At 73.2% G+C, this 20,606-nt stretch carries 3 protein-coding genes; all 3 read right to left on the bottom strand.

Translation table 11 applies throughout. The features are described 5' to 3' along the window. Positions 1–12,260 (bottom strand): SDR family NAD(P)-dependent oxidoreductase (locus ACZ7L0_RS42145; RefSeq protein WP_471247903.1); only part of this gene is annotated, 12,260 nt, incomplete at its 3' end. Positions 12,261–12,316: 56 nt separating this feature from the next. Further along, positions 12,317–17,194 (bottom strand): type I polyketide synthase, encoded by a 4,878-nt coding sequence (locus ACZ7L0_RS42140; RefSeq protein ID WP_471247902.1) that lies wholly within the window; start codon positions 17,192–17,194, stop codon positions 12,317–12,319. A 61-nt stretch (positions 17,195–17,255) separates the two neighbouring features. After that, positions 17,256–20,591: a type I polyketide synthase gene (locus tag ACZ7L0_RS42135; RefSeq protein WP_471247901.1), complete on the bottom strand. Its 3,336-nt coding sequence runs from the start codon at positions 20,589–20,591 to the stop codon at positions 17,256–17,258. Between the last annotated feature and the right edge of the window lie 15 nt (positions 20,592–20,606).

Raw genomic sequence — 20,606 nt, 5'->3', positions numbered from 1 at the left:
TCCTCCAGGGACAGGATCCCGGCGATGTGGGCTGCGGTGACCTCGCCGATGGAATGCCCGGCCACGAAGTCCGGCCGCACACCCCACGACTCAAGCAGCCGGTAGAGGGCGGTCTCGATGGCGAAGAGGGCGGGCTGGGCGAACTCCGTCCGCTCCAGCCTGTCGGCGTCCTCACCCCAGACAACGTCCTTCAGCGGCAGCTCACCAAGCGCCTCACACACAGCGTCGAACGCGTCCGCGAACGCGGGGAAGGCGTCGTACAACTCCCGCCCCATCCCCAGCCGCTGACTCCCCTGCCCGGTGAACACCACCGCCGTACGACCACCCGAGCGAGCCCGGGTCACCGTCGCCCCACCCGAGGCCACCGAAGCCAGCCCGGCCAGCAACTCCTCCCGGTCCCGGCCGACCACCACGGCCCGCTGCTCCAGCACGGCCCGCGAGGACAGCAGCGAGAACGCCACATCGGCGGCGGACAGGTCGGCGTGCTCGGTGAGGTGGCTGTGCAGCCGTTCGGCCTGTGCCGCCACCCCGGCGGCCCCGGCGCCGCGCGCCGACACCACCAACGGCACCGCCGGCGAACCCACCGGCGTCACGGTCTCGGCGGCCGTGGCCACCTCCTCCAGGGGCGCCTCTTCCACGATGACGTGGGCGTTCGTGCCGCTGATGCCGAAGGAGGAGACACCCGCCCGGCGCGGCCGGCCGTCCTCCAGCGCGGGCCACTCACGCGCCTCCGCCAGGAGCTCCACCGCGCCCTCGTCCCAGTCCACGTTGGGGCTGGGGGCGTCGACGTGAAGGGTCTTCGGCATGACGGCGTTGCGTATCGCCATGACCATCTTGATGATGCCGCCGACGCCGGCCGCGGCCTGCGCGTGGCCGAAGTTGGACTTGAGGGAGCCCAGCCACAGGGGGCGCTCCTCGGGACGGTCCTGGCCGTAGGTCGCGATGAGCGCCTGGGCCTCGATCGGGTCGCCCAGCGTCGTGCCCGTACCGTGCGCCTCCACCAGGTCCACGTCCGCCGAGGACAGGCCCGCCCCTGCCAGCGCCTGCCGGATCACCCGCTGCTGCGAGGGGCCGTTCGGCGCGGTCAGGCCGTTGCTGGCACCGTCCTGGTTGATGGCACTGCCGCGAACCACCGCGAGGACGGGGTGGCCGTTGCGGCGGGCGTCCGACAGGCGCTCCACGAGGAGCATGCCGGCGCCCTCGGCCCAGCCGACGCCGTCGGCCGCGGCGGCGAAGGACTTGCAGCGGCCGTTGGCCGCGAGGCCGCGCTGGCGGCTGAACTCGATGAACATGCCCGGCGTCGACATCACGGCGACGCCGCCCGCGAGGGCGAGGGAGCACTCGCCGGAGCGCAGGGCCTGGACCGCGAGGTGCAGGGCGACCAGCGAGGACGAGCACGCGGTGTCGACCGTCACCGCCGGGCCCTCAAGTCCGAGCGTGTAGGCGACGCGGCCCGTCACCAGGCTGCCGCCGCTGGTGGTCGCGGCTTCGGCGCCGAGACCGTAGTCGTGGTACATCACGCCCGCGAACACACCGGTGGCGCTTCCCTTGAGGGGGCCGGGGTCGATGCCCGCCCGCTCGAAGACCTCCCAGGCGGTCTCCAGCAGCAGTCGCTGCTGCGGGTCCATCACCACCGCCTCGTTCGGGCTGATGCCGAAGAAGCCGGGGTCGAAGTCGGCGGCGTCGTAAAGGAATCCACCCTCACGCGCGTACGTCTTGCCCGCCCGGCCCGGCTCCGGGTCGTAGACGGCGGGGTCCCAGCCGCGGTCGGACGGGAACTCCGACACCGCGTCCACGCCGTCGGCCACCAGCCGCCACAAGTCCTCCGGGGAGGCCACGCCTCCCGGGAAGCGGCAGGCCATGCCGACGATCGCGATCGGGTCGTCGTCGAGAGAGCGCGGTGCGGCGATCGCGGGCGCCGCCGCTTCCTTGGCGGCTCCGCCCAGGGTGGTGTCGACGTACTCGGAGACCGCTTCCGCGCTCGGGTAGTCGAAGACGAGCGTGGCGGGCAGGCGCAGGCCGGTGGCCGCGTTGAGCCGGTTGCGCAGTTCGACGGCCGTCAGCGAGTCGAAGCCGAGCTCCTTGAAGGCCCGGTCCGGCTCGACGGCGTCGACCGACGCGTGCCCGAGCACGCCCGCGACCTCGCTCCGTACGACGTCCAGCAGCGCGCGGCGTCGGTCGGCGGCGGGAAGTCCGGCCAGCCGCTGCATCAGCGTGGCCGCCTCGGCCTGCGTACCGGCGGCCTGCCGCAAACGGGGCCTGACCATGCCCTTGAGGAGGGCGGGGAGTTCCTCGCCGCGGGCGGCGAGGGCCGCCGTGTCGATGCGCAGCGGGATCTGCACCGGGTGCTCGGGCCGGGCCAGCGCGGCGTCGAACAGGTCGAGTCCCTGGGCGACGGGCAGGGCGGGCAGGCCCAGGCGGGCCATACGGGCTTCCGCGTCCGCCTGCGAGGAACCTCCGCCCAAGCCCGACGCCGTGGCCCACAGGCCCCAGGCGAGGGACGTCGCGGGCAGCCCCTGGCTGCGGCGGTGAGCCGCGAGGGCGTCGAGGAAGGTGTTGGCGGCGGCGTAGTTGGCCTGTCCTGCGGCCAGGACGAGTCCGCCTGCGGAGGAGAACAGCACGAACGCCGACAGGTCGAGATCCGCGGTGAGTTCGTGCAGGTGCCAGGCCGCGTCGGCCTTCGGCGCCCAGACGCGGGCCAGACGGTCGGAGTCGATGTCCTGCACGAGGGCGTTGTCCATGACACCGGCCGCGTGCACCACACCGGTCAGGTCGACCCCGGTCAGCAGCTCGGCCAGGGCCGCGCGGTCGGCGACGTCGCAGGCCGCCACCTTGACCCGGGCTCCGGCTGCCTCCAGCTCGGCGACCAGCTCGGGCGCTCCCGCCGCGTCCAGGCCCCGTCGGCTGGTGAGCAGCAGGTCGGTGACCCCGTGCCGGTCGACCAGGTGGCGGGCGACCAAGGCACCCAGACCACCGGTACCACCGGTGACCAGAACGGTCCCCGACGGCCACTGCGCCGAGGGCTCCACCTCGGAGGACACCTGGGCCAGACGAGGAAGGAAGACCTGTCCATCACGTACGGCGATCTCCGCCTCGCCCGCGGCGATCGCCCCGGAAGCGAAGGCCGGGTCAGCGCCGGGCTCAAGGTCCAGCACGGTGAAACGGCCCGGGTTCTCGGCCTGCGCGGCCCGCAGAACACCCCACACACCGGCAGCGGCCACATCCACACCGGTGTCGGCGGGCAGCGCCACCGCGTCACGGGTGACCACGACCAGACGGCTGGAGGCGAAACGCGGGTCCTCGAGCCACTGCCGCACCCGCTCCAGCACCACCACCGCGAGAGCACGCGACCGCGTCGGTACGTCGCCCTCGCCGACCGGGATCTCCCAGACCACGGTCGGAGGCGCCTCGCCCTCGGCAGGCAGCTCGTCCCAGGCGGGCAGCGCGCCGGCGCCGGTGTTCTCGACGGTCGCGGGGATCCAGTCGATCCGCCACAGCGCTCGCTCCAGGCCGCCTCCGCTCGCGGCCTCCAGCTGCCCCGCCGACACCGGCCGGCCCACCACCGACCCCACCGACAGGACCGGACGGCCTTCCGCGTCGGCGACGTTCAGCACGAGGTTGTTGTCGGCGGCGGTTCCCTGCTGGCCGATGTGGACGCGGAGCCGGGTGGCGCCGGTGGCGTTCAGGCGGACCTGGTTCCAGACGAACGGCAGGACGGGCTCGCCGTCCCGCTCACCGCTCTCGTCGAACATGACCGCGTGCATGGCGGAGTCGAGCAGAGCCGGGTGCAGGCCGAAGCGTGCCGCCTCGTCCCAGCTGTCCGAGGGCAGTTCCACCTCGGCGAACACGTCGTCGCCGCGCCGCCACGCGGCCTTCAGTCCCTGGAAGACGGGGCCGTAGGCGTAGCCCTGGCGGACCAGGGTGTCGTAGGCGCCCTCGACCGGCAGCGGGGAGGCACCGGCGGGAGGCCACACGGTCAGGTCCTGGGCCGACGGCGCGGGTGCGGTCGCCGCGCCGAGCACGCCCTGCGCGTGCAGCAGCCAGACATCGCCGTCCTGCTGCCCCTCCGGACGCGAGTGGACGGTCACCGTACGGGCGCCCGCCTCGTCGGCGCCGCTGACGACCACCTGGATCTGGGCGGCACCGTCGGGCGGCAGGATGAGGGGAGCCTGGAGCGTCAGCTCCTCCAGCACCTCGCAGCCGACCTGGGCGCCCGCGTGGATCGCCAGCTCCACGAAGCCGGTGCCGGGCAGCAGGACGCTGCCCAGGACATCGTGGTCGGCGATCCACGGGTGCGTGTCCACGGCCAGCCGGCCGGTCAGGACAACCCCGTCCGTGTCGGCCAGGCTCACCATCGCGCCGAGCAGCGGGTGTTCGGCGGCACGCAGACCGGCGGCGGAGATGTCGACGCCCTCGCCGCCGTACCAGGAGTCCGCCATGTACTCACGGGTCCCGAGCCAGTAGCGCTCGCGCTGGAAGGCGTAGGTGGGGAGGTCGACGCGGGAGGCGTTGCGGCCGGTGAAGAAGCCGGTCCAGTCGACACTGGCGCCGGAGGCGAACAGGTCGGTGAGCGCGGTGACGGCCGTGACGTCCTCGGGGCGTCCCTTTCGGAGGACCGGGGCGAAGGTGATGTCCTCGTCGTCCTCGATGGTCTGCTTGGCCAGGCCGGTCAGGACCGCGTCGGGGCCGCACTCCACGAACCGGGTGACGCCCTGGGCGCGCAGAGCCGTGACCCCGTCCGCGAAACGAACCGCCTCGCGGACATGCTCAACCCAGTATTCGGGGTTGGTGAGTTGACCGGACTCGGCGAGAGAACCGGTCACGTTCGATACGACGCTCAGGGACGGTTCCGAGAAGGTCAGCCCGGACACCACGGCCCGGAAGTCGTCGAGCATCGGCTCCATGAGCGGGGAGTGGAAGGCATGGGACACCCGCAGCCGGGTCGTCCTGCGCCCCAGACCGGAGAAGTACTCCTCAATGGCCTCGACACCGGCGCCGGAGACCACCACGGAGGTGGGCCCGTTGATCGCGGCGATACCGAGGGTGTCGGTCAGCAGGGGCCGTACTTCCTCTTCCGTGGCCTGCACAGCGAGCATCGCCCCGCCCTCGGGCAGGGCCTGCATCAACCGCCCACGCGCGGCGATCAGCTTCGCCGCGTCCTCCAGGGACAGCACCCCTGCCACGTGGGCCGCGGTGACCTCGCCGATGGAATGCCCGGCCACGAAGTCCGGCCGCACACCCCACGACTCAAGAAGCCGGAACAGAGCCGTCTCAACGGCGAACAGCGCAGGCTGGGCGAACTCCGTCCGCTCCAGCACACTCGCGTCCTCACCCCAGACGACATCCTTCAGCGGCAGCCCGTCGAGCGCTTCGCACACGGCGTCGAAGGCCTCGGCGAAAACGGGGAAGGCGTCGTACAACTCCCGCCCCATCCCCAGCCGCTGACTCCCCTGCCCGGTGAACACCACCGCCGTACGACCACCCGAGCGAGCCCGGGTCACCGTCGCCCCACCGGAAGCCACCGAGGCCAGCCCGGCCAGCAACTCCTCCCGGTCCCGGCCCACGACCACGGCCCGCTGCTCCAGCACGGCCCGCGAGGACAGCAGCGAGAACGCCACATCGGCGGCGGACAGGTCGGCGTGCTCGGTGAGGTGGCTGTGCAGCCGTTCGGCCTGTGCCGCCACCCCGGCGGCCCCGGCGCCGCGCGCCGACACCACCAACGGCACCGCCGACGAACCCACCGGCGTCACGGTCTCGGCGGCCGTGGCCACCTCCTCCAGGGGCGCCTCTTCCACGATGACGTGGGCGTTCGTCCCGCTCAGCCCGAACGACGAGACACCCGCCCGGCGCGGCCGGCCGTCCTCCAGCGCGGGCCACTCACGCGCCTCCGCCAGCAGCTCCACCGCGCCCGCGTCCCAGTCCACCTTGGACGAAGGCTCGCCGGCGTACAGGGACTTGGGCATGACCCCGTTGCGCATGGCCATGACCGTCTTGATGATGCCCGCGACACCGGCGGCGGCCTGGGTGTGGCCCATGTTCGACTTGATGGACCCCAGCCACAGCGGGCGGTCCTCGGGACGGTCCTGGCCGTAGGTCGCGATGAGCGCCTGGGCCTCGATCGGGTCGCCCAGCGTCGTGCCCGTACCGTGCGCCTCCACCAGGTCCACGTCCGCCGAGGACAGGCCCGCTCCTGCCAGCGCCTGCCGGATCACCCGCTGCTGCGAGGGGCCGTTCGGCGCGGTCAGGCCGTTGGAGGCGCCGTCCTGGTTGATGGCACTGCCCCGTACCACGGCCAGTACCGGATGCCCGTTGCGGCGGGCGTCCGACAGGCGCTCCACGAGCAGCATGCCGACGCCTTCGCCCCAGGCGGTGCCGTCGGTGGAGTCGGCGAAGGAGCGGCAGCGGCCGTCCTTGGAAAGGCCGCGCTGGCGGCTGAACTCGACGAACACCTCGGGCGTCGCCATGACCGCGACACCGCCGGCGAGGGCGAGGGAGCACTCGCCGGAGCGCAGGGCCTGGACCGCGAGGTGCAGGGCGACCAAGGAGGACGAGCACGCCGTGTCGATCGTGACGGCCGGGCCCTCCAGGCCGAAGACGTAGGAGACGCGGCCGGAGGCGATGGCGCCCGTGCTGTTGTTGGCGGCGTAGTCGTGGTACATCATCCCGGCGAACACGCCGGTGGCGCTGCCGCGCAGGGTGGCGGGGTCGATGCCGGCGCGTTCGAACGTCTCCCAGGCGGTCTCCAGCAGGAGCCGCTGCTGCGGGTCCATGACCAGGGCTTCGTTGGGGCTGATGCCGAAGAAGGCGGGGTCGAAGCGGTCGGCGTCGTGGAGGAAGCCGCCTTCGCGGGTGTAGGTGGTGTTGGGCCGTTCGCCGGTGGGGTCGAAGACCTGGCCGATGTCCCAGCCGCGGTTGGTCGGGAACTCCGAGACCGCGTCGACCCCGTCCGCCAGCAGCCGCCACAGGTCCTCCGGGGAGGCCACGCCTCCCGGGTACCGGCAGGCCATGCCGACGATCACGATCGGGTCGTCGTCGGCGGCGAGGACGGGGGTGACGGCCGTGAGGTCGTCCTGGGTTCCGGCGACCTGTTCCAGCAGGTGGGTGGCGAGGGCTTCCGGCGTCGGGTAGTCGAAGACGAGGGTGGCGGGCAGGCGCATGCCGACCGCTTCGCCGAGGGCGTTGCGGAACTCGACGGCGGTCAGGGAGTCGAAGCCGAGTTCCTGGAAGGCCCGGCCGGGTTCGACGGCGTGGGCGCCCGCGTGTCCGAGGACGGCGGCCACGCGGCTGAGGACCAGGTCGAGCAGGACACCGTGCCACTCGGCCTCCGGCAGGGAGGCGAGCTTGCGGCGCAGCGCGCTCGACTCGTCGGCCGTGCCGGCGGAGCTGCGCCGCCGGGCCACCGGAACCAACGCCCGGAAGACGGTGGGCAGTTGCTCGCCCTGGGCACGGAGTGCGGGCAGGTCGAGGCCGGCCGGGACGAGCAGGGGATCGTCCGTGGTGAGGGCCGCGTCGAAGAGGGCGAGTCCCTCCTCGGCGGTCAGCGCGTGCATGCCGGTGCGGGAGATGCGGGACAGGTCGGCGTCGCCCAGGGTGTCGGCCATGCCGCTGGACTGCTCCCACAGGCCCCAGGCGAGGGAGTGGGCGGGAAGGCCGGCGTGGCGGCGGTGGACGGCGAGCGCGTCGAGGAAGGCGTTGGCGGCGGCGTAGTTGCCCTGGCCGGGGGCGCCGAGGACGCCGGCGGCGGAGGAGAACATGACGAACATCGACAGGTCCATGCCCGCGGTCAGTTCGTGCAGGTTCACCGCGGCGTCGACCTTCGGCCGCAGGACCGCGTCCAGGCGGTCCGGGGTGAGGGAGCCGACCACTCCGTCGTCGAGGACGCCGGCGGTGTGCACCACGCCGCGGAGCGTGACATCGTCGAGGAGTTCGGCGAGCGCGGCCCGGTCGGCCACGTCGCAGGCGCGCAGGTCCACCTCGGCGCCCAGGGCGGTCAGTTCGGCGCACAGGTCGGCGGCGCCGGGCGCGGACATGCCGCTGCGGCTGGTCAGCAGGAGGCTGCGGACGCCGTGCTCGGTCACCAGGTGGCGGGCGAACAGGGTGCCCAGGGAGCCGGTGGCACCGGTGATCAGGACCGTGCCCGGCTCGGGGCGGGTGTCCTCGCCCGCGGCGGCGGGGACGGCGGCGCGCGTCAGGCGGGCGGCGTGCGCGGCGCCCTCGCGTATGAGGAGCTGCGGTTCGCCGGTGGCCACGGCCGCGGCGACGAGCGCGCCGAGGTCGGTCACGTCGTCGGTGTCCACCAAGGTGATGCGGTCGGGGTTCTCCGACTGGGCGGCGCGCACCAGGCCCGCGACGGAGGCCGCCGCGAGGTCGGTCACGTCCTCTCCGGTCAGTGCGGCGGCGCCCTGGGTGACGACGAGCAGCCGGGCCTCGGCGTAACGCTCCTCGTCGATCCAGGTCCGCAGGATCTCCAGCGCCTGGTGCGTGGCCGTCCGTACGGCCTGCGCGTCCTGGGCCGTGGCCGTCGCGCAGTTCCACACGACGACGTCCGGCACGTTCGCGCCGACGGTCTCCTCCCAGGGCGCCCATGTCACCGGGGCCGTGGCCGGAACCGGCAGCGGGGCCCAGTCCAGGCGGAAGAGGGAGTCGCGGTGGCTCGTGGCGGCCGCGGCGAGCTGCTCGGCGGAGATGGGCCGCAGCATCAGGGAGTCCACGGTGGCCACCCGGCGGCCCGCGGGGTCCGTCAGCTCGACGGTGACCGCGCCGGAGCCGGTGGGAGCCAGCCGTACGCGCACCTCGGACGCGCCCTCGGCGTACAGGGACACACCCGACCAGGCGAAGGGAAGCGCGCCCTGCTCGCCGACGGTTCCGGTGAAGGCCGCCGCGTGCAGGCAGGCGTCCAGCAGGGCGGGGTGCAGGGCGAACCGCTCGGCGACCGCGCGGGCCTGCTCGGGGAGGGCGACCTCGGCGTACACCTCGCCGTCGGCGGACCGCCACACCGAGGTCAGGCCGCGGAACACCGGGCCGTAGGCCATACCGGCCTGGGCGAACTCGTCGTAGAGGCCGTCGAGTTCCACGGGTACGGCACCGGCCGGCGGCCACTCGGCCGTCTGACCCTCGTCCTCGGCCGGCCGGGCGCCGGGCGCGAGCACACCGGTGGCGTGCCGGGTCCAGGGCAGGTCGGCTGCCGAGTCCTGTCGGCGGGAGTGGACGGTGACGGTGCGGGTGCCCGACCGCTCCGCGGCACCCACGGCCACCTGCACCTGCACGCCGCCGTGGTCGGGCAGCACCAGCGGTGCCTCGATGGTCAGTTCCTCGAGCAGGTCGCAGCCGACCTGGTCACCCGCCCGGGCCACGAGCTCCAGGAAGCCGGTGCCGGGAAAGAGAACCGATCCGCCGACGACGTGCTCGGCCAGCCACGGCTGGGTGTCGGCCGACAGGCGTCCGGTCAGCAGGACACCGTCGCTGTCGGCGAGCGTGATGGCCGCGCCCAGCAGGGGGTGTTCGGCCGTGTCGAGCCCGGCGGAGGTGACGTTCGCGGCCCCGCTCTGCGCGTCGATCCAGTAGCGCTCGCGCTGGAAGGCATAGGTGGGCAGGTCGATGCGGGAGGCGTCGCGGCCGGCGAAGACGCCGTCCCAGTCGACGGTGGCGCCGGAGATGAAGAGCTGGGCCAGCGCGGTGACGGCGGTGACGTCCTCGGCGCGGTCCTTGCGCAGGACCGGGGCGAAGGTGACGTCGTCGAGGATGTTCCGGGCCAGGCCGGTGAGGATCGCGTCCGGGCCGCACTCGACGAACCTGGTCACGCCTTGCGCGCGCAGGGTGGTGATGCCGTCGGCGAAGCGGACCGCCTCGCGGACGTGGCTCACCCAGTACTCCGGGTTGGTGAGCCGGCCGGGCTCGGCGAGAGATCCGGTCACGTTCGATACGACGCCCAGGGACGGTTCCGAGAACGACAGCCCGGACACCACGGCCCGGAAGTCGTCCAGCATCGGCTCCATCAGCGGCGAGTGGAAGGCATGGGACACCCGCAGCCGGGTCGTCCGCCGCCCCATACCGGAGAAGTGCTCCTCGATCGCCTCGACACCGGCGCCGGAGACCACCACAGAGGTGGGCCCGTTGATCGCGGCGATACCGACGGTGTCGCTCAGCAGCGGCCGTACTTCCTCCTCCGTGGCCTCCACCGCCAGCATCGCCCCGCCCTCGGGCAGGGCCTGCATCAACCGCCCACGCGCGGCGATCAGCTTGGCCGCGTCCTCCAGGGACAGAATTCCCGCCACGTGGGCCGCGGTGACCTCGCCGATGGAATGCCCGGCCACGAAGTCCGGCCGCACACCCCACGACTCAAGAAGCCGGAAGAGAGCGGTCTCGATGGCGAAGAGGGCGGGCTGGGCGAACTCCGTCCGCTCCAGCCTGTCGGCGTCCTCACCCCAGACAACATCCTTCAGCGGCAGCTCACCAAGCGCCTCACACACGGCGTCGAACGCAGCGGCGAACACGGGGAAGGCGTCGTACAACTCCCGTCCCATCCCCAGCCGCTGGCTCCCCTGCCCGGTGAACACCACCGCGGTCAGCCCGTCGGAGGCCACACCGCGCTGCACGCTCGCGGCAGGCTCCCCCGCCGCCACCGAGGCCAGCCCGGCGAGCAGCTCATCGCGGTCCCGGCCGACCACCACGGCCCGCTGCTCCAGCGCCGCCCGCGACGACGCCAGCGAGAACGCCACGTCCTCGGCCCGTGCGTCGAGCCGTTCGGAGACAAAGGCGTGCAGCCGCTCGGCCTGCGCCTTCAGTCCCGTGGCACCGAGACCGGAGACGGGCCACAGCAGAGGGCCCGAGGCCGGGGCGTCGGCGGTCGTCGCCTCGGCCGGGGTCTCCTCGTCGGCCGGGTCCTGTTCCAGGATGACGTGGGCGTTCGTGCCGCTGACGCCGAAGGAGGAGACGCCGGCGCGGCGCGGGTGGTCGCCCTCGGGCCAGTCGCGGGGCTCGGCGAGCAGGCGTACGTTGCCGGCGGACCAGTCGATGTGGGTCGAGGGCTGGTCGACGTGGAGGGTGCGGGGCATACGGCCGTGCCGCATCGCCATGACCATCTTGATGATGCCGCTGACGCCGGCGGCGGCCTGCGCGTGCCCGATGTTCGACTTGACGGAGCCCAGCCACAGCGGGCGGTCCTCGGGCCGCTCCTGGCCGTAGGTGGCGAGCAGGGCCTGCGCCTCGATGGGGTCGCCCAGCGTCGTGCCCGTGCCGTGGCCCTCGACGACGTCGATCTGGGCGGACGGCACCTGGGCGGCGGCCAGGGCCTGCCGGATGACGCGCTGCTGGGAGGGGCCGTTGGGGGCGGTGAGGCCGTTGCTGGCGCCGTCCTGGTTGATGGCGCTGCCGCGCACGACGGCGAGTACCGGGTGGCCGTTGCGGCGGGCGTCGGACAGGCGCTCGACGAGGAGCATGCCGGCGCCTTCGGCCCAGCCGGTGCCGTCGGCGGCCTCGGCGAAGGCCTTGCAGCGGCCGTCGGGGGCGAGGCCGCGCTGCCGGCTGAAAGCGATGAAGGGGGACGGCGTCGACATCACCATGACGCCGCCGGCCAGGGCCATGCTGCATTCGCGGCGGCGCAGGGCCTGGCAGGCGAGGTGCAGGGCGACGAGGGAGGACGAGCAGGCCGTGTCGACCGTCACCGCCGGGCCTTCGAGGCCGAGGGCGTAGGAGATCCGGCCGGAGATGACGGCCGCCGCGGCGGCGGTGGTCATGTGGGCCTCGGCCAGTTCGGGGGCCGCGTCGAGGAGGGTGGTGTAGTCCTGGATGCCGGAGCCGGCGAACACGCCGATGCGGCTGCCGCGTACCGAGGACGGGTCGATACGGGCCCGTTCGAAGGCCTCCCAGGCGACTTCCAGCATGAGCCGCTGCTGCGGGTCCATGGTCTGCGCCTCGCGCGGGCTGATGCCGAAGAAGGCGGGGTCGAAGTGGCCCGCGTCGTGGACGAAGCCGCCCTCGCGGACATAGCTGGTGCCCTGCTGGTCGGCGTCGGTGTTCAGCAGCCGGCCGAGGTCCCAGCCGCGGTCGACGGGGAACTCCGAGATGGCGTCGCGTCCTTCGTCGACCAGCTGCCACAGGTCCTCGGGGCTGTTGACCCCGCCGGGGTAGCGGCAGCTCATGGCGACGATCGCGATCGGCTCCCGCTCCTCGTTCTCGACCTCCTGCAAGCGCCGCCGGGTCTGGGCGAGATCGGCCGTGACGCGCTTGAGATAGTCGAGAAGCTTGTCGTCGTTCGCCATCTCAGTCTCTCTCCGGGTCCTGTGGTTCGAAAGGCTGGCGTCGGTCGGGGGCCCGCTCAGGCGAGGCCGAGTTCCTTGTCGATGAAGTCGAAGACGTCGTCGGCGGACGCCGACTCCAGCTTCTGGCCGACGTCCGCGGTACCGGCCGCGCCGGCCTGGGCGGCCACGGTCTCGCTGAGCCGTGACACGAGGGTCTGCAGCCGGGAGACGATCCGCTCGTCCTCGATCTGCTGCGCGTCGAGGCCGGTCAGAGCCGCCTCCAGCCACTCCAGCTGCTCCGGCACGGCCACCTGCCGTACCTCCTGCTTGGGCTGCAGTTCGGTGAGCAGGAACTCGGCGAGCGCGGCCGGGTTGGCGTAGTCGAAGATCATGGTGCTGGGCAGTTTCCGGCCGGTGGCCGTGCTCAGCCGGCTGCGGAGGTCGACGGCCGACACGGAGTCGAAGCCGAGGTCCTCGAAGGCGCGGCGGGTGTCGAGGGTGAGCGGATCGTCGTAGCCGAGCAGGGCGGCGACGTGCGAGCGGACGAGGTCGTGCACGACACGGCTCGCCTCGGCCTTCGGCAGCCCGGCCAGCCGGGCGGTGAGCTCGGGTGCCGGGGAGCCCGGCGTGTCCTCGTCGGGTCCGTCGGCCAGGGCCGCCCGCACCTCGGGGATCTCGTCGAGGAGCGGCCGGGGGCGGGCCAGCGTGTAGGCGGGGACGAACCGGGACCAGTCGAAGTCGGCCACCACGACATGGCTCTCGTCGTGGTCGAGGATCTGGCGCAGGGCGCCGACGGCGGTGGAGGGTGCCATCGCCGGGGCGCCCATGCGCCGCATGACGGCGCTGAGTTCGGCGTCGACCATGCCGCCTTCCCACGATCCCCAGGCGATGGAGGTGGCGGTGAGCCCGCGGGCCCGGCGCCGGTGGGCGAGGCCGTCGAGGAAGGCGTTGGCGCCGCCGTACGCGGCCTGCCCTCCGCTGCCCCAGACCGCGGAGCCGGAGGAGAACAGCACGAAGGCGTCCAGCGGTACGTCCGCGAGCAGCTCGTCGAGATGCTGGGCGCCCAGCACCTTCGCGAGGCCGACCTCGGCGAACTCTTCCAGGTCCAGGTCGGGCAGCGGGGCGATGCGCTGGGCCTGGCCGGCGGCGTGGAAGACGGCGCGCAGCGGCGGCCCGTCGGCGAGGGAGGCGAGCAGTCCGGCCAGTGCGGCACGGTCGGTGACGTCGCAGGCGGCGACCGTGACACGCGCCCCGAGCGCCTCCAGCTCCTCGGTCAACTCCTCGGCGCCGTCCGCGGCGGAACCCCGTCGGCTGGTGAGCACCAGGTGCTCGGCGCCGTCCTCGGCGAGCAGGCGGGCCACGTGCGCCCCGAGCCCGCCGGTGCCGCCCGTGACGAGGACGGTCCCGCCCCGTCCCGCCGCGGCGCGCGGTGCCGTCCCGGCCGGGAGCGGCGAGCGGACCATGCGCCGCGCGAACAGCCCCTCGGCGCGTACGGCGAGCTGGTCCTCCCCGCCGTCGTCGCCGCGTACGGCCGCGACCAGCAGCCGGGCCGCCCGCTCGTCGAGCTCTTCGGGTACGTCGATCAGGCCGCCCCAGGTCTGCGGCTGGTCGAGCCCGAGGCTCGCGCCGAGGCCCCACAGCAGCGACTGGCTCGGGCTGGCCAGTTCGGCGGAGTCCCGCACGGCCACGGCTCCGCTGGTGACGCACCACAGTGGCGCGCCGACCTCGGCGTCCGCCAGCGCCTGGGCGAGCACGACGGTCGCGGCACCTCCGTGCGTGAGCGCCGGATACCGGGGGTGCGGGCGGTCGTCCAGCCCGAGCAGCGACAGCACCCGCTGCGGCGCCTGGGCGGACACCGCCGTACGCAGCCGTCCGGCCAGCGCGGCGCGGTCGAGATCGCCGGCCTCCAGCGATACGACGCTCACCTCACCGGCAATCGCCTCGGCAATCCGCTGGGCGGCGTCGCCCGCCCCGGCCGAGGGCCGGACCACGAGCCAGGTCTCGGAGCCACCGGAGTCACCGGCCGCCGCCACCCCGGTCGGCTTCCACTCCACCCGGTACCGCAAGGAGTCCAGCAGCGCGGACTCCTTGCTGCGCCGGCGCCACTGCGCCAACGCTGGTACGAGGGAGCCCAGTTCGTCCGCCGGTACGTCGATCTCCTCGGCCAGCGACGAGCTGTCCTCCCGCTCCACCGCTTCCCAGAACACCGCCTCCGCCGTCCCGGGCCCGGTTGCGACCGGGCCGGGGGCGGCGGCCGGCTGACCGGCGTCGGCCGACCAGTAGTGGCGGCGCTGGAAGGCGTAGGTGGGGAGGTCGACGCGAGTCGCGTCACGCCCGGTGAAGAAGCCGGTCCAGTCGACACCGGCGCCGGAGGCGAAGAGCTGGGCGAGCGCGGTGACGGCGGTGACGTCCTCGGGGCGGTCCTTGCGCAGGACCGGGGCGAAGGTGACGTCCTCGTCGTCGTCGATGGTCTGCTTGGCCAGGCCGGTCAGGATCGCGTCGGGGCCGCACTCGACGAACCTGGTCACACCTTGCGCGCGCAGGGTGGTGATGCCGTCGGCGAAGCGGACGGCCTCGCGGACGTGGCTCACCCAGTACTCGGGGTTGGTGAGCCGGCCGGGCTCGGCGAGGGCTCCGGTCACGTTCGATACGACGCTCAGGGACGGTTCCGAGAAGGTCAGCCCGCTGACCACGGCCCGGAAGTCGTCGAGCATCGGCTCCATGAGCGGCGAGTGGAAGGCATGGGACACCCGCAGACGCGTGGTCCGACGTCCGAGGCTGCTGAAGTGCTCCTCGATGGCCTCGACACCGGCGCCGGAGACCACCACCGAAGTGGGCCCGTTGATCGCGGCGATACCGACGGTATCGGTCAGCAGCGGCCGTACTTCCTCTTCCGTGGCCTGCACGGCGAGCATGGCGCCGCCCTCGGGCAGGGCCTGCATCAACCGCCCACGCGCGGCGATCAGCTTCGCCGCATCCTCCAGGGAGAGCACCCCTGCCACGTGGGCCGCGGTGACCTCGCCGATGGAATGCCCGGCCACGAAGTCCGGCCGCACACCCCACGACTCAAGAAGCCGGTAGAGGGCGGTCTCGATGGCGAAGAGGGCGGGCTGGGCGAACTCGGTCCGCTCCAGCACACTCGCGTCCTCACCCCACACGACGTCCTTCAGCGGCAGCCCGTCGAGGGCTTCGCACACAGCGTCGAACGCAGCGGCGAACGCGGGGAAGGCGTCGTACAACTCCCGTCCCATCCCCAGCCGCTGGCTCCCCTGCCCGGTGAACACCACGGCGGTCAGTCCGTCCGAGACGGCACCCTGCTGCACGCTCACGGCGGGCTCCCCCGCCGTCACCGAGGCCAGTCCGGCGAGCAGCTCATCGCGGTCCCGGCCCACGACGACGGCCCGCTGCTCCAGCGCGGCCCGCGACGAGGCCAGCGAGAACGCCACGTCGGCGGCCGACAGCTCCGGCCGCTCGGAGAGGTGGCCGTGGAGCTGCTCGGCCTGTGCGCCCACACCGGCCGGGCCGCCCCGCGCGGAGACCACCCACGGCACGACCGAGGACCGCACCGGCGCCACGGTCTCGGCGGGCGTGGCCGCCTCCTCGGCGACCGGTGCCTCCTCGACGATGACGTGGGCGTTCGTGCCGCTGAGGCCGAAGGAGGAGATGGCGGCGCGCTTGGGGTGGCCGTGGTCGGGCCAGGGGAGGCGGTCGGTGAGGAGCTGGATGTTGCCCGTGCTCCAGTCCACGTTGGGGGTGGGCGCGTCGACGTGCAGGGTGCGGGGCATGACGCCGTGCCGGATCGCCATGACCATCTTGATGATGCCGCTGACGCCGGCGGCGGCCTGCGCGTGCCCGATGTTCGACTTGATGGAGCCCAGCCACAGGGGGCGGTCCTCGGGCCGGCCCTGGCCGTAGGTGGCCAGGAGGGCCTGTGCCTCGATGGGGTCGCCGAGCCTGGTTCCGGTGCCGTGCGCCTCCACCACGTCCACCTGGTCGGCGGAGAGTTGGGCGCCGGCCAGCGCCTGCTGGATCACTCGCTGCTGCGAGGGCCCGTTGGGTGCGGTCAGACCGTTGCTGGCGCCGTCGGAGTTGACCGCGCTGCCGCGGACCACGGCGAGGACCGGGTGGCCGTTGCGGCGGGCGTCGGAGAGGCGCTCGACCAGGAGCAGGCCGGCGCCCTCGCCCCAGCCGGTGCCGTCGGCCGCGGCGGCGAACGCCTTGCAGCGGCCGTCGGGGGCGAGGCCGCGGTCCTGGCTGAAGCCGACGAACGACACCGGGGTGGCCATGACGGTGACACCGCCGGCGAGGGCGAGCGTGCAGTCCCCGGCGCGCAGGGCCTGGATGGCCCAGTGCAGGGCGACCAGGGACGACGAACAGGCCGTGTCCACGGTCACCGCGGGGCCTTCGAGGCCGAGCGTGTAGGCGATGCGGCCGGAGGCGACGCTGGCGAGGGCGCCGGTGCCGCTGTCGGCGGAGTAGTCGTGGTAGGCGATGCCGGTGAAGACGCCGGTGCGGCTGCCCTTGAGGGACAGCGGGTCGATCCCGGCCCGCTCGAACGCCTCCCAGGCGGTCTCCAGCAGCAGCCGCTGCTGCGGGTCGGTCTCGCGGGCCTCCCGCGGGCTGATCTTGAAGAAGTCGGCGTCGAACTGGGCGGCGTCGTGCAGGAAGCCGCCTTCGCGGCAGTACGTCTTTCCGGGCGTGGCGGGCTCCGGGTCGTACAGGTCCTTGGCCCAGCCCCGGTCCTCGGGGAAGGAGGAGATGCCGTCACCGCCGGAGTCCACGAGAGTCCACAGGTCCTCCGGAGAGGCGATGCCCCCGGGATAGCGGCAGCTCATGGCGACGATGGCGATCGGCTCGTGCTGCCTGGCCTCGGTCTCGCGCAGGCGCCGCTTGGTCTGCTGGAGGTCCGACGTCGCGCGCCGCAGGTATTCGCGCAGCTTGTCGTCGTTGCCCATCTGCCCCTCTGCCCCTCAAATCGGTGGTACTCGTACGGTTCGTGGACGGGACGGATGCCGGTTACGCGATGCCCAGTTCGCTGTCGAGGACGTCGAAGAGCTCGTCGTCCGTGGCGGACTCGTAGTCGGCGGGGGTGTCGTCGGCCGCGGCCCCGTCGCCCGAGTCGCGCCAGGTGCGCAGCAGCGCCTCCAGCCGGCTGGTGATGCGCTGGTGGTCGCGTCCGGGCACCGTGTCGGCGGTCAGCCCGGTCAGCAGCGCCTCCAGTCGGTCGACCTCGCCCAGGACCTCCTGGGACGGGCCGTCGCCGTTCTCCGGGAGGAGCAGTCCGTCGATGTACTCCGCCGCCGCGCGGGAGGTGGGGTGGTCGAAGACGAGCGTCGCCGACAGGGACAGGCCCGTGATCCGGTCCAGCCGCTTGCGCAGTTCGACGGCGGCGAGCGAGTCGAAGCCGAGGTCCTTGAAGGCCACGTCGGGTTCCACCACGGCCGCCGAGGCGTGCCCCAGCACGGCGGCGACCTGCGCCCGTACGACCTCCAGCAGCTGCCGCACCCGCTCCTGCGGCGGAAGCGCCACCAGGCGCCTGCGCACCTCCCGCCCCTCGTCGGCCAGGCTGTCCTCCTCGACCGCGTCGAGTCCGGCGGAGCCGAGGTGGGCGGTTCCGGTCAGCGCGTCGATCCAGTAGCGCTGGCGCTGGAAGGCGTAGGTGGGCAGCTCGACGCGGGAGGCGTCGCGGCCGGTGAAGAAGCCGTCCCAGTCGACCGTGGCGCCGGAGGCGAACAGCTGGGCCAGGGCGGTGACGGCCGTGACGTCCTCCGCACGGTCCTTGCGGAGCACCGGCGCGAAGGTGATGTCCTCGTCGTCCTCGATGGTCTGCTTGGCCAGGCCGGTCAGGATCGCGTCGGGGCCGCACTCGACGAACCGGGTGACGCCGCGGGCGTGCAGGGTGGTGATGCCGTCGGCGAAGCGGACGGCCTCGCGGACGTGGCTCACCCAGTACTCGGGGTTGGTGAGCCGGCCGGGCTCGGCGAGGGTCCCGGTCACGTTCGATACGACGCCCAGGGACGGTTCCGAGAAGGTCAGCCCGGACACCACGGCCCGGAAGTCGTCCAGCATCGGCTCCATGAGCGGGGAGTGGAAGGCATGGGACACCCGCAGCCGGGTCGTCCGCCGCCCCATACCGGAGAAGTGCTCCTCGATCGCCTCGACACCAGCGCCGGACACCACCACCGAAGTGGGCCCGTTGATCGCGGCAATGCCGACCGACTCACTGAGCAGCGGCCGTACTTCCTCCTCGGTGGCCTCCACCGCCAGCATCGCCCCGCCCTCCGGCAGGGCCTGCATCAACCGACCGCGAGCGGCGATCAGCTTCGCCGCGTCCTCCAGGGAGAGCACCCCTGCCACGTGGGCCGCGGTGACCTCGCCGATGGAGTGCCCGGCCACGAAGTCCGGCCGCACACCCCAGGACTCCAGCAGCCGGAAGAGAGCGGTCTCGACGGCGAACAGCGCGGGCTGGGCGAACTCCGTCCGCTCCAGCACACTCGCATCCTCACCCCAGATGACATCCTTCAGCGGCAGCCCGTCGAGCGCCTCGCACACGGCGTCGAAGGCGTCCGCGAACACGGGGAAGGCGTCGTACAACTCCCGCCCCATCCCCAGCCGCTGACTCCCCTGCCCGGTGAACACCACCGCCGTACGACCACCCGAGCGAGCCCGGGTCACCGTCGCCCCACCCGAGGCCACCGAAGCCAGCCCGGCCAGCAACTCCTCCCGGTCCCGGCCGACCACCACGGCCCGCTGCTCCAGGACCGCACGCGTGGACACCAGGGAGAGCGCCACGTCGGCGGCCGACGCCTCCGGCCGCTCGGTGAGATGGGCGTGCAGCCGTTCGGCCTGTGCCGCCACCCCGGCGGTCCCGGCGCCGCGCGCCGACACCACCCACGGCACCACCGGCGAACCCACCGGAGCCACAGCCTCCGTGGCCGGGGCCTCCGTGGCCGGGGCCTCCGTGGCCGGGGCCTCCGCCTCCTCCTCGACCGAGGGCTCCTCGACGATGACGTGGGCGTTCGTGCCGCTCAGGCCGAAGGAGGAGATGCCGGCCCGGCGGGGGCGGCCGTCCTCGGGGGTGGGCCACTCGCGGGACTCGGTCAGCAGGCGTACCGCGCCCGCGTTCCAGTCGACCTTCGTCGAAGGCTGGTCGCCGTACAGGGACTTGGGCATGGTGCGGTGCCGCATGGCCATGACCGTCTTGATGATGCCCGCGACGCCGGCGGCGGCCTGGGTGTGGCCCATGTTCGACTTGATGGAGCCGAGCCACAGGGGGCGGTCGGCGGGGCGGTCCTGACCGTACGTTTCGAGCAGGGCCTGGGCCTCGATCGGGTCGCCCAGTGTCGTGCCGGTGCCGTGGCCCTCGACGAGGTCGACGTCGGCGGTGGACAGGCGGGAGCCGGACAGGGCCTGCTTGATGACGCGCTGCTGGGAGGGGCCGTTCGGGGCGGTGAAACTGCTGGAGGCACCGTCCTGGTTGACGGCGCTGCCGCGGACGACGGCGAGGACGGGGTGGCCGTTGCGGCGGGCGTCGGACAGGCGCTCCAAGAAGAGCACGCCGGCGCCCTCGGAGCAGCCCATGCCGTCGGCGGACTCGGAGAAGGACTTGCAGCGGCCGTCCCTGGCGAGGCCGCCCTGGGTGCTGAAGTAGACGAACATCTCGGGGTTGGACATGACCGTGACCCCGCCGGCGAGGGCGAGGGTGCAGTCGCCGCGGCGCAGGGCCTGGGCGGCGAGGTGCAGGGCGACCAGGGAGGAGGAGCAGGCCGTGTCGACGCTCAGCGCGGGGCCTTCGAGACCGAGGGTGTAGGCGACGCGGCCGGAGACGAGGCTGCCGGCGCTGGAGGTGCCGGCCTCCACGCCCTGGGCGTAGTCGTGATACATGACACCGGCGAAGACGCCGGTGCGGGTGCCCTTGAGGGACAGCGGGTCCACTCCGGCGCGTTCGATGGCCTCCCAGGCGGTTTCCAGCAGGAGCCGCTGCTGGGGGTCCATGACCAGGGCCTCGTTCGGGCTGATGCCGAACAGGGCGGGGTCGAAGTCGGCGGCGTCGTGGAGGAATCCGCCCTCGCGTGCGTACGTCTTGCCCGCCCGGCCGGGCTCGGGGTCGTACACGTCGTCGTCCCAGCCGCGGTCGGCGGGGAACTGCGAGACCGCGTCGACGCCGTCGGTGACCAGTCGCCACAGGTCCTCCGGGGAGGCGACGCCTCCCGGGTAGCGGCACGCCATGCCGACGATCGCCACGGACTCGTCGTCGGGTTTGCGTGCCGCCTCGTCGAGGCACCTGCGAGCGTCACGCAGCTCCGCGAGCGTGCGCTTGAGGTATTGAAGGAGCCGTTCCTCGTTGCTCACAGGTGGCCATCTCCT

The organism is Streptomyces sp. NPDC039424 (assembly GCF_055639495.1).
The sequence above is the reverse complement of the archived record's forward strand: the minus strand, read 5'-3'. Positions and strand labels throughout refer to the sequence as shown.

What these genes read in the sequence shown, in the direction of transcription:
- ACZ7L0_RS42140 (WP_471247902.1), bottom strand. Translation starts at nt 17,194, where the DNA reads ATGGGCAACGACGACAAGCTGCGCGAATACCTGCGGCGCGCGACGTCG.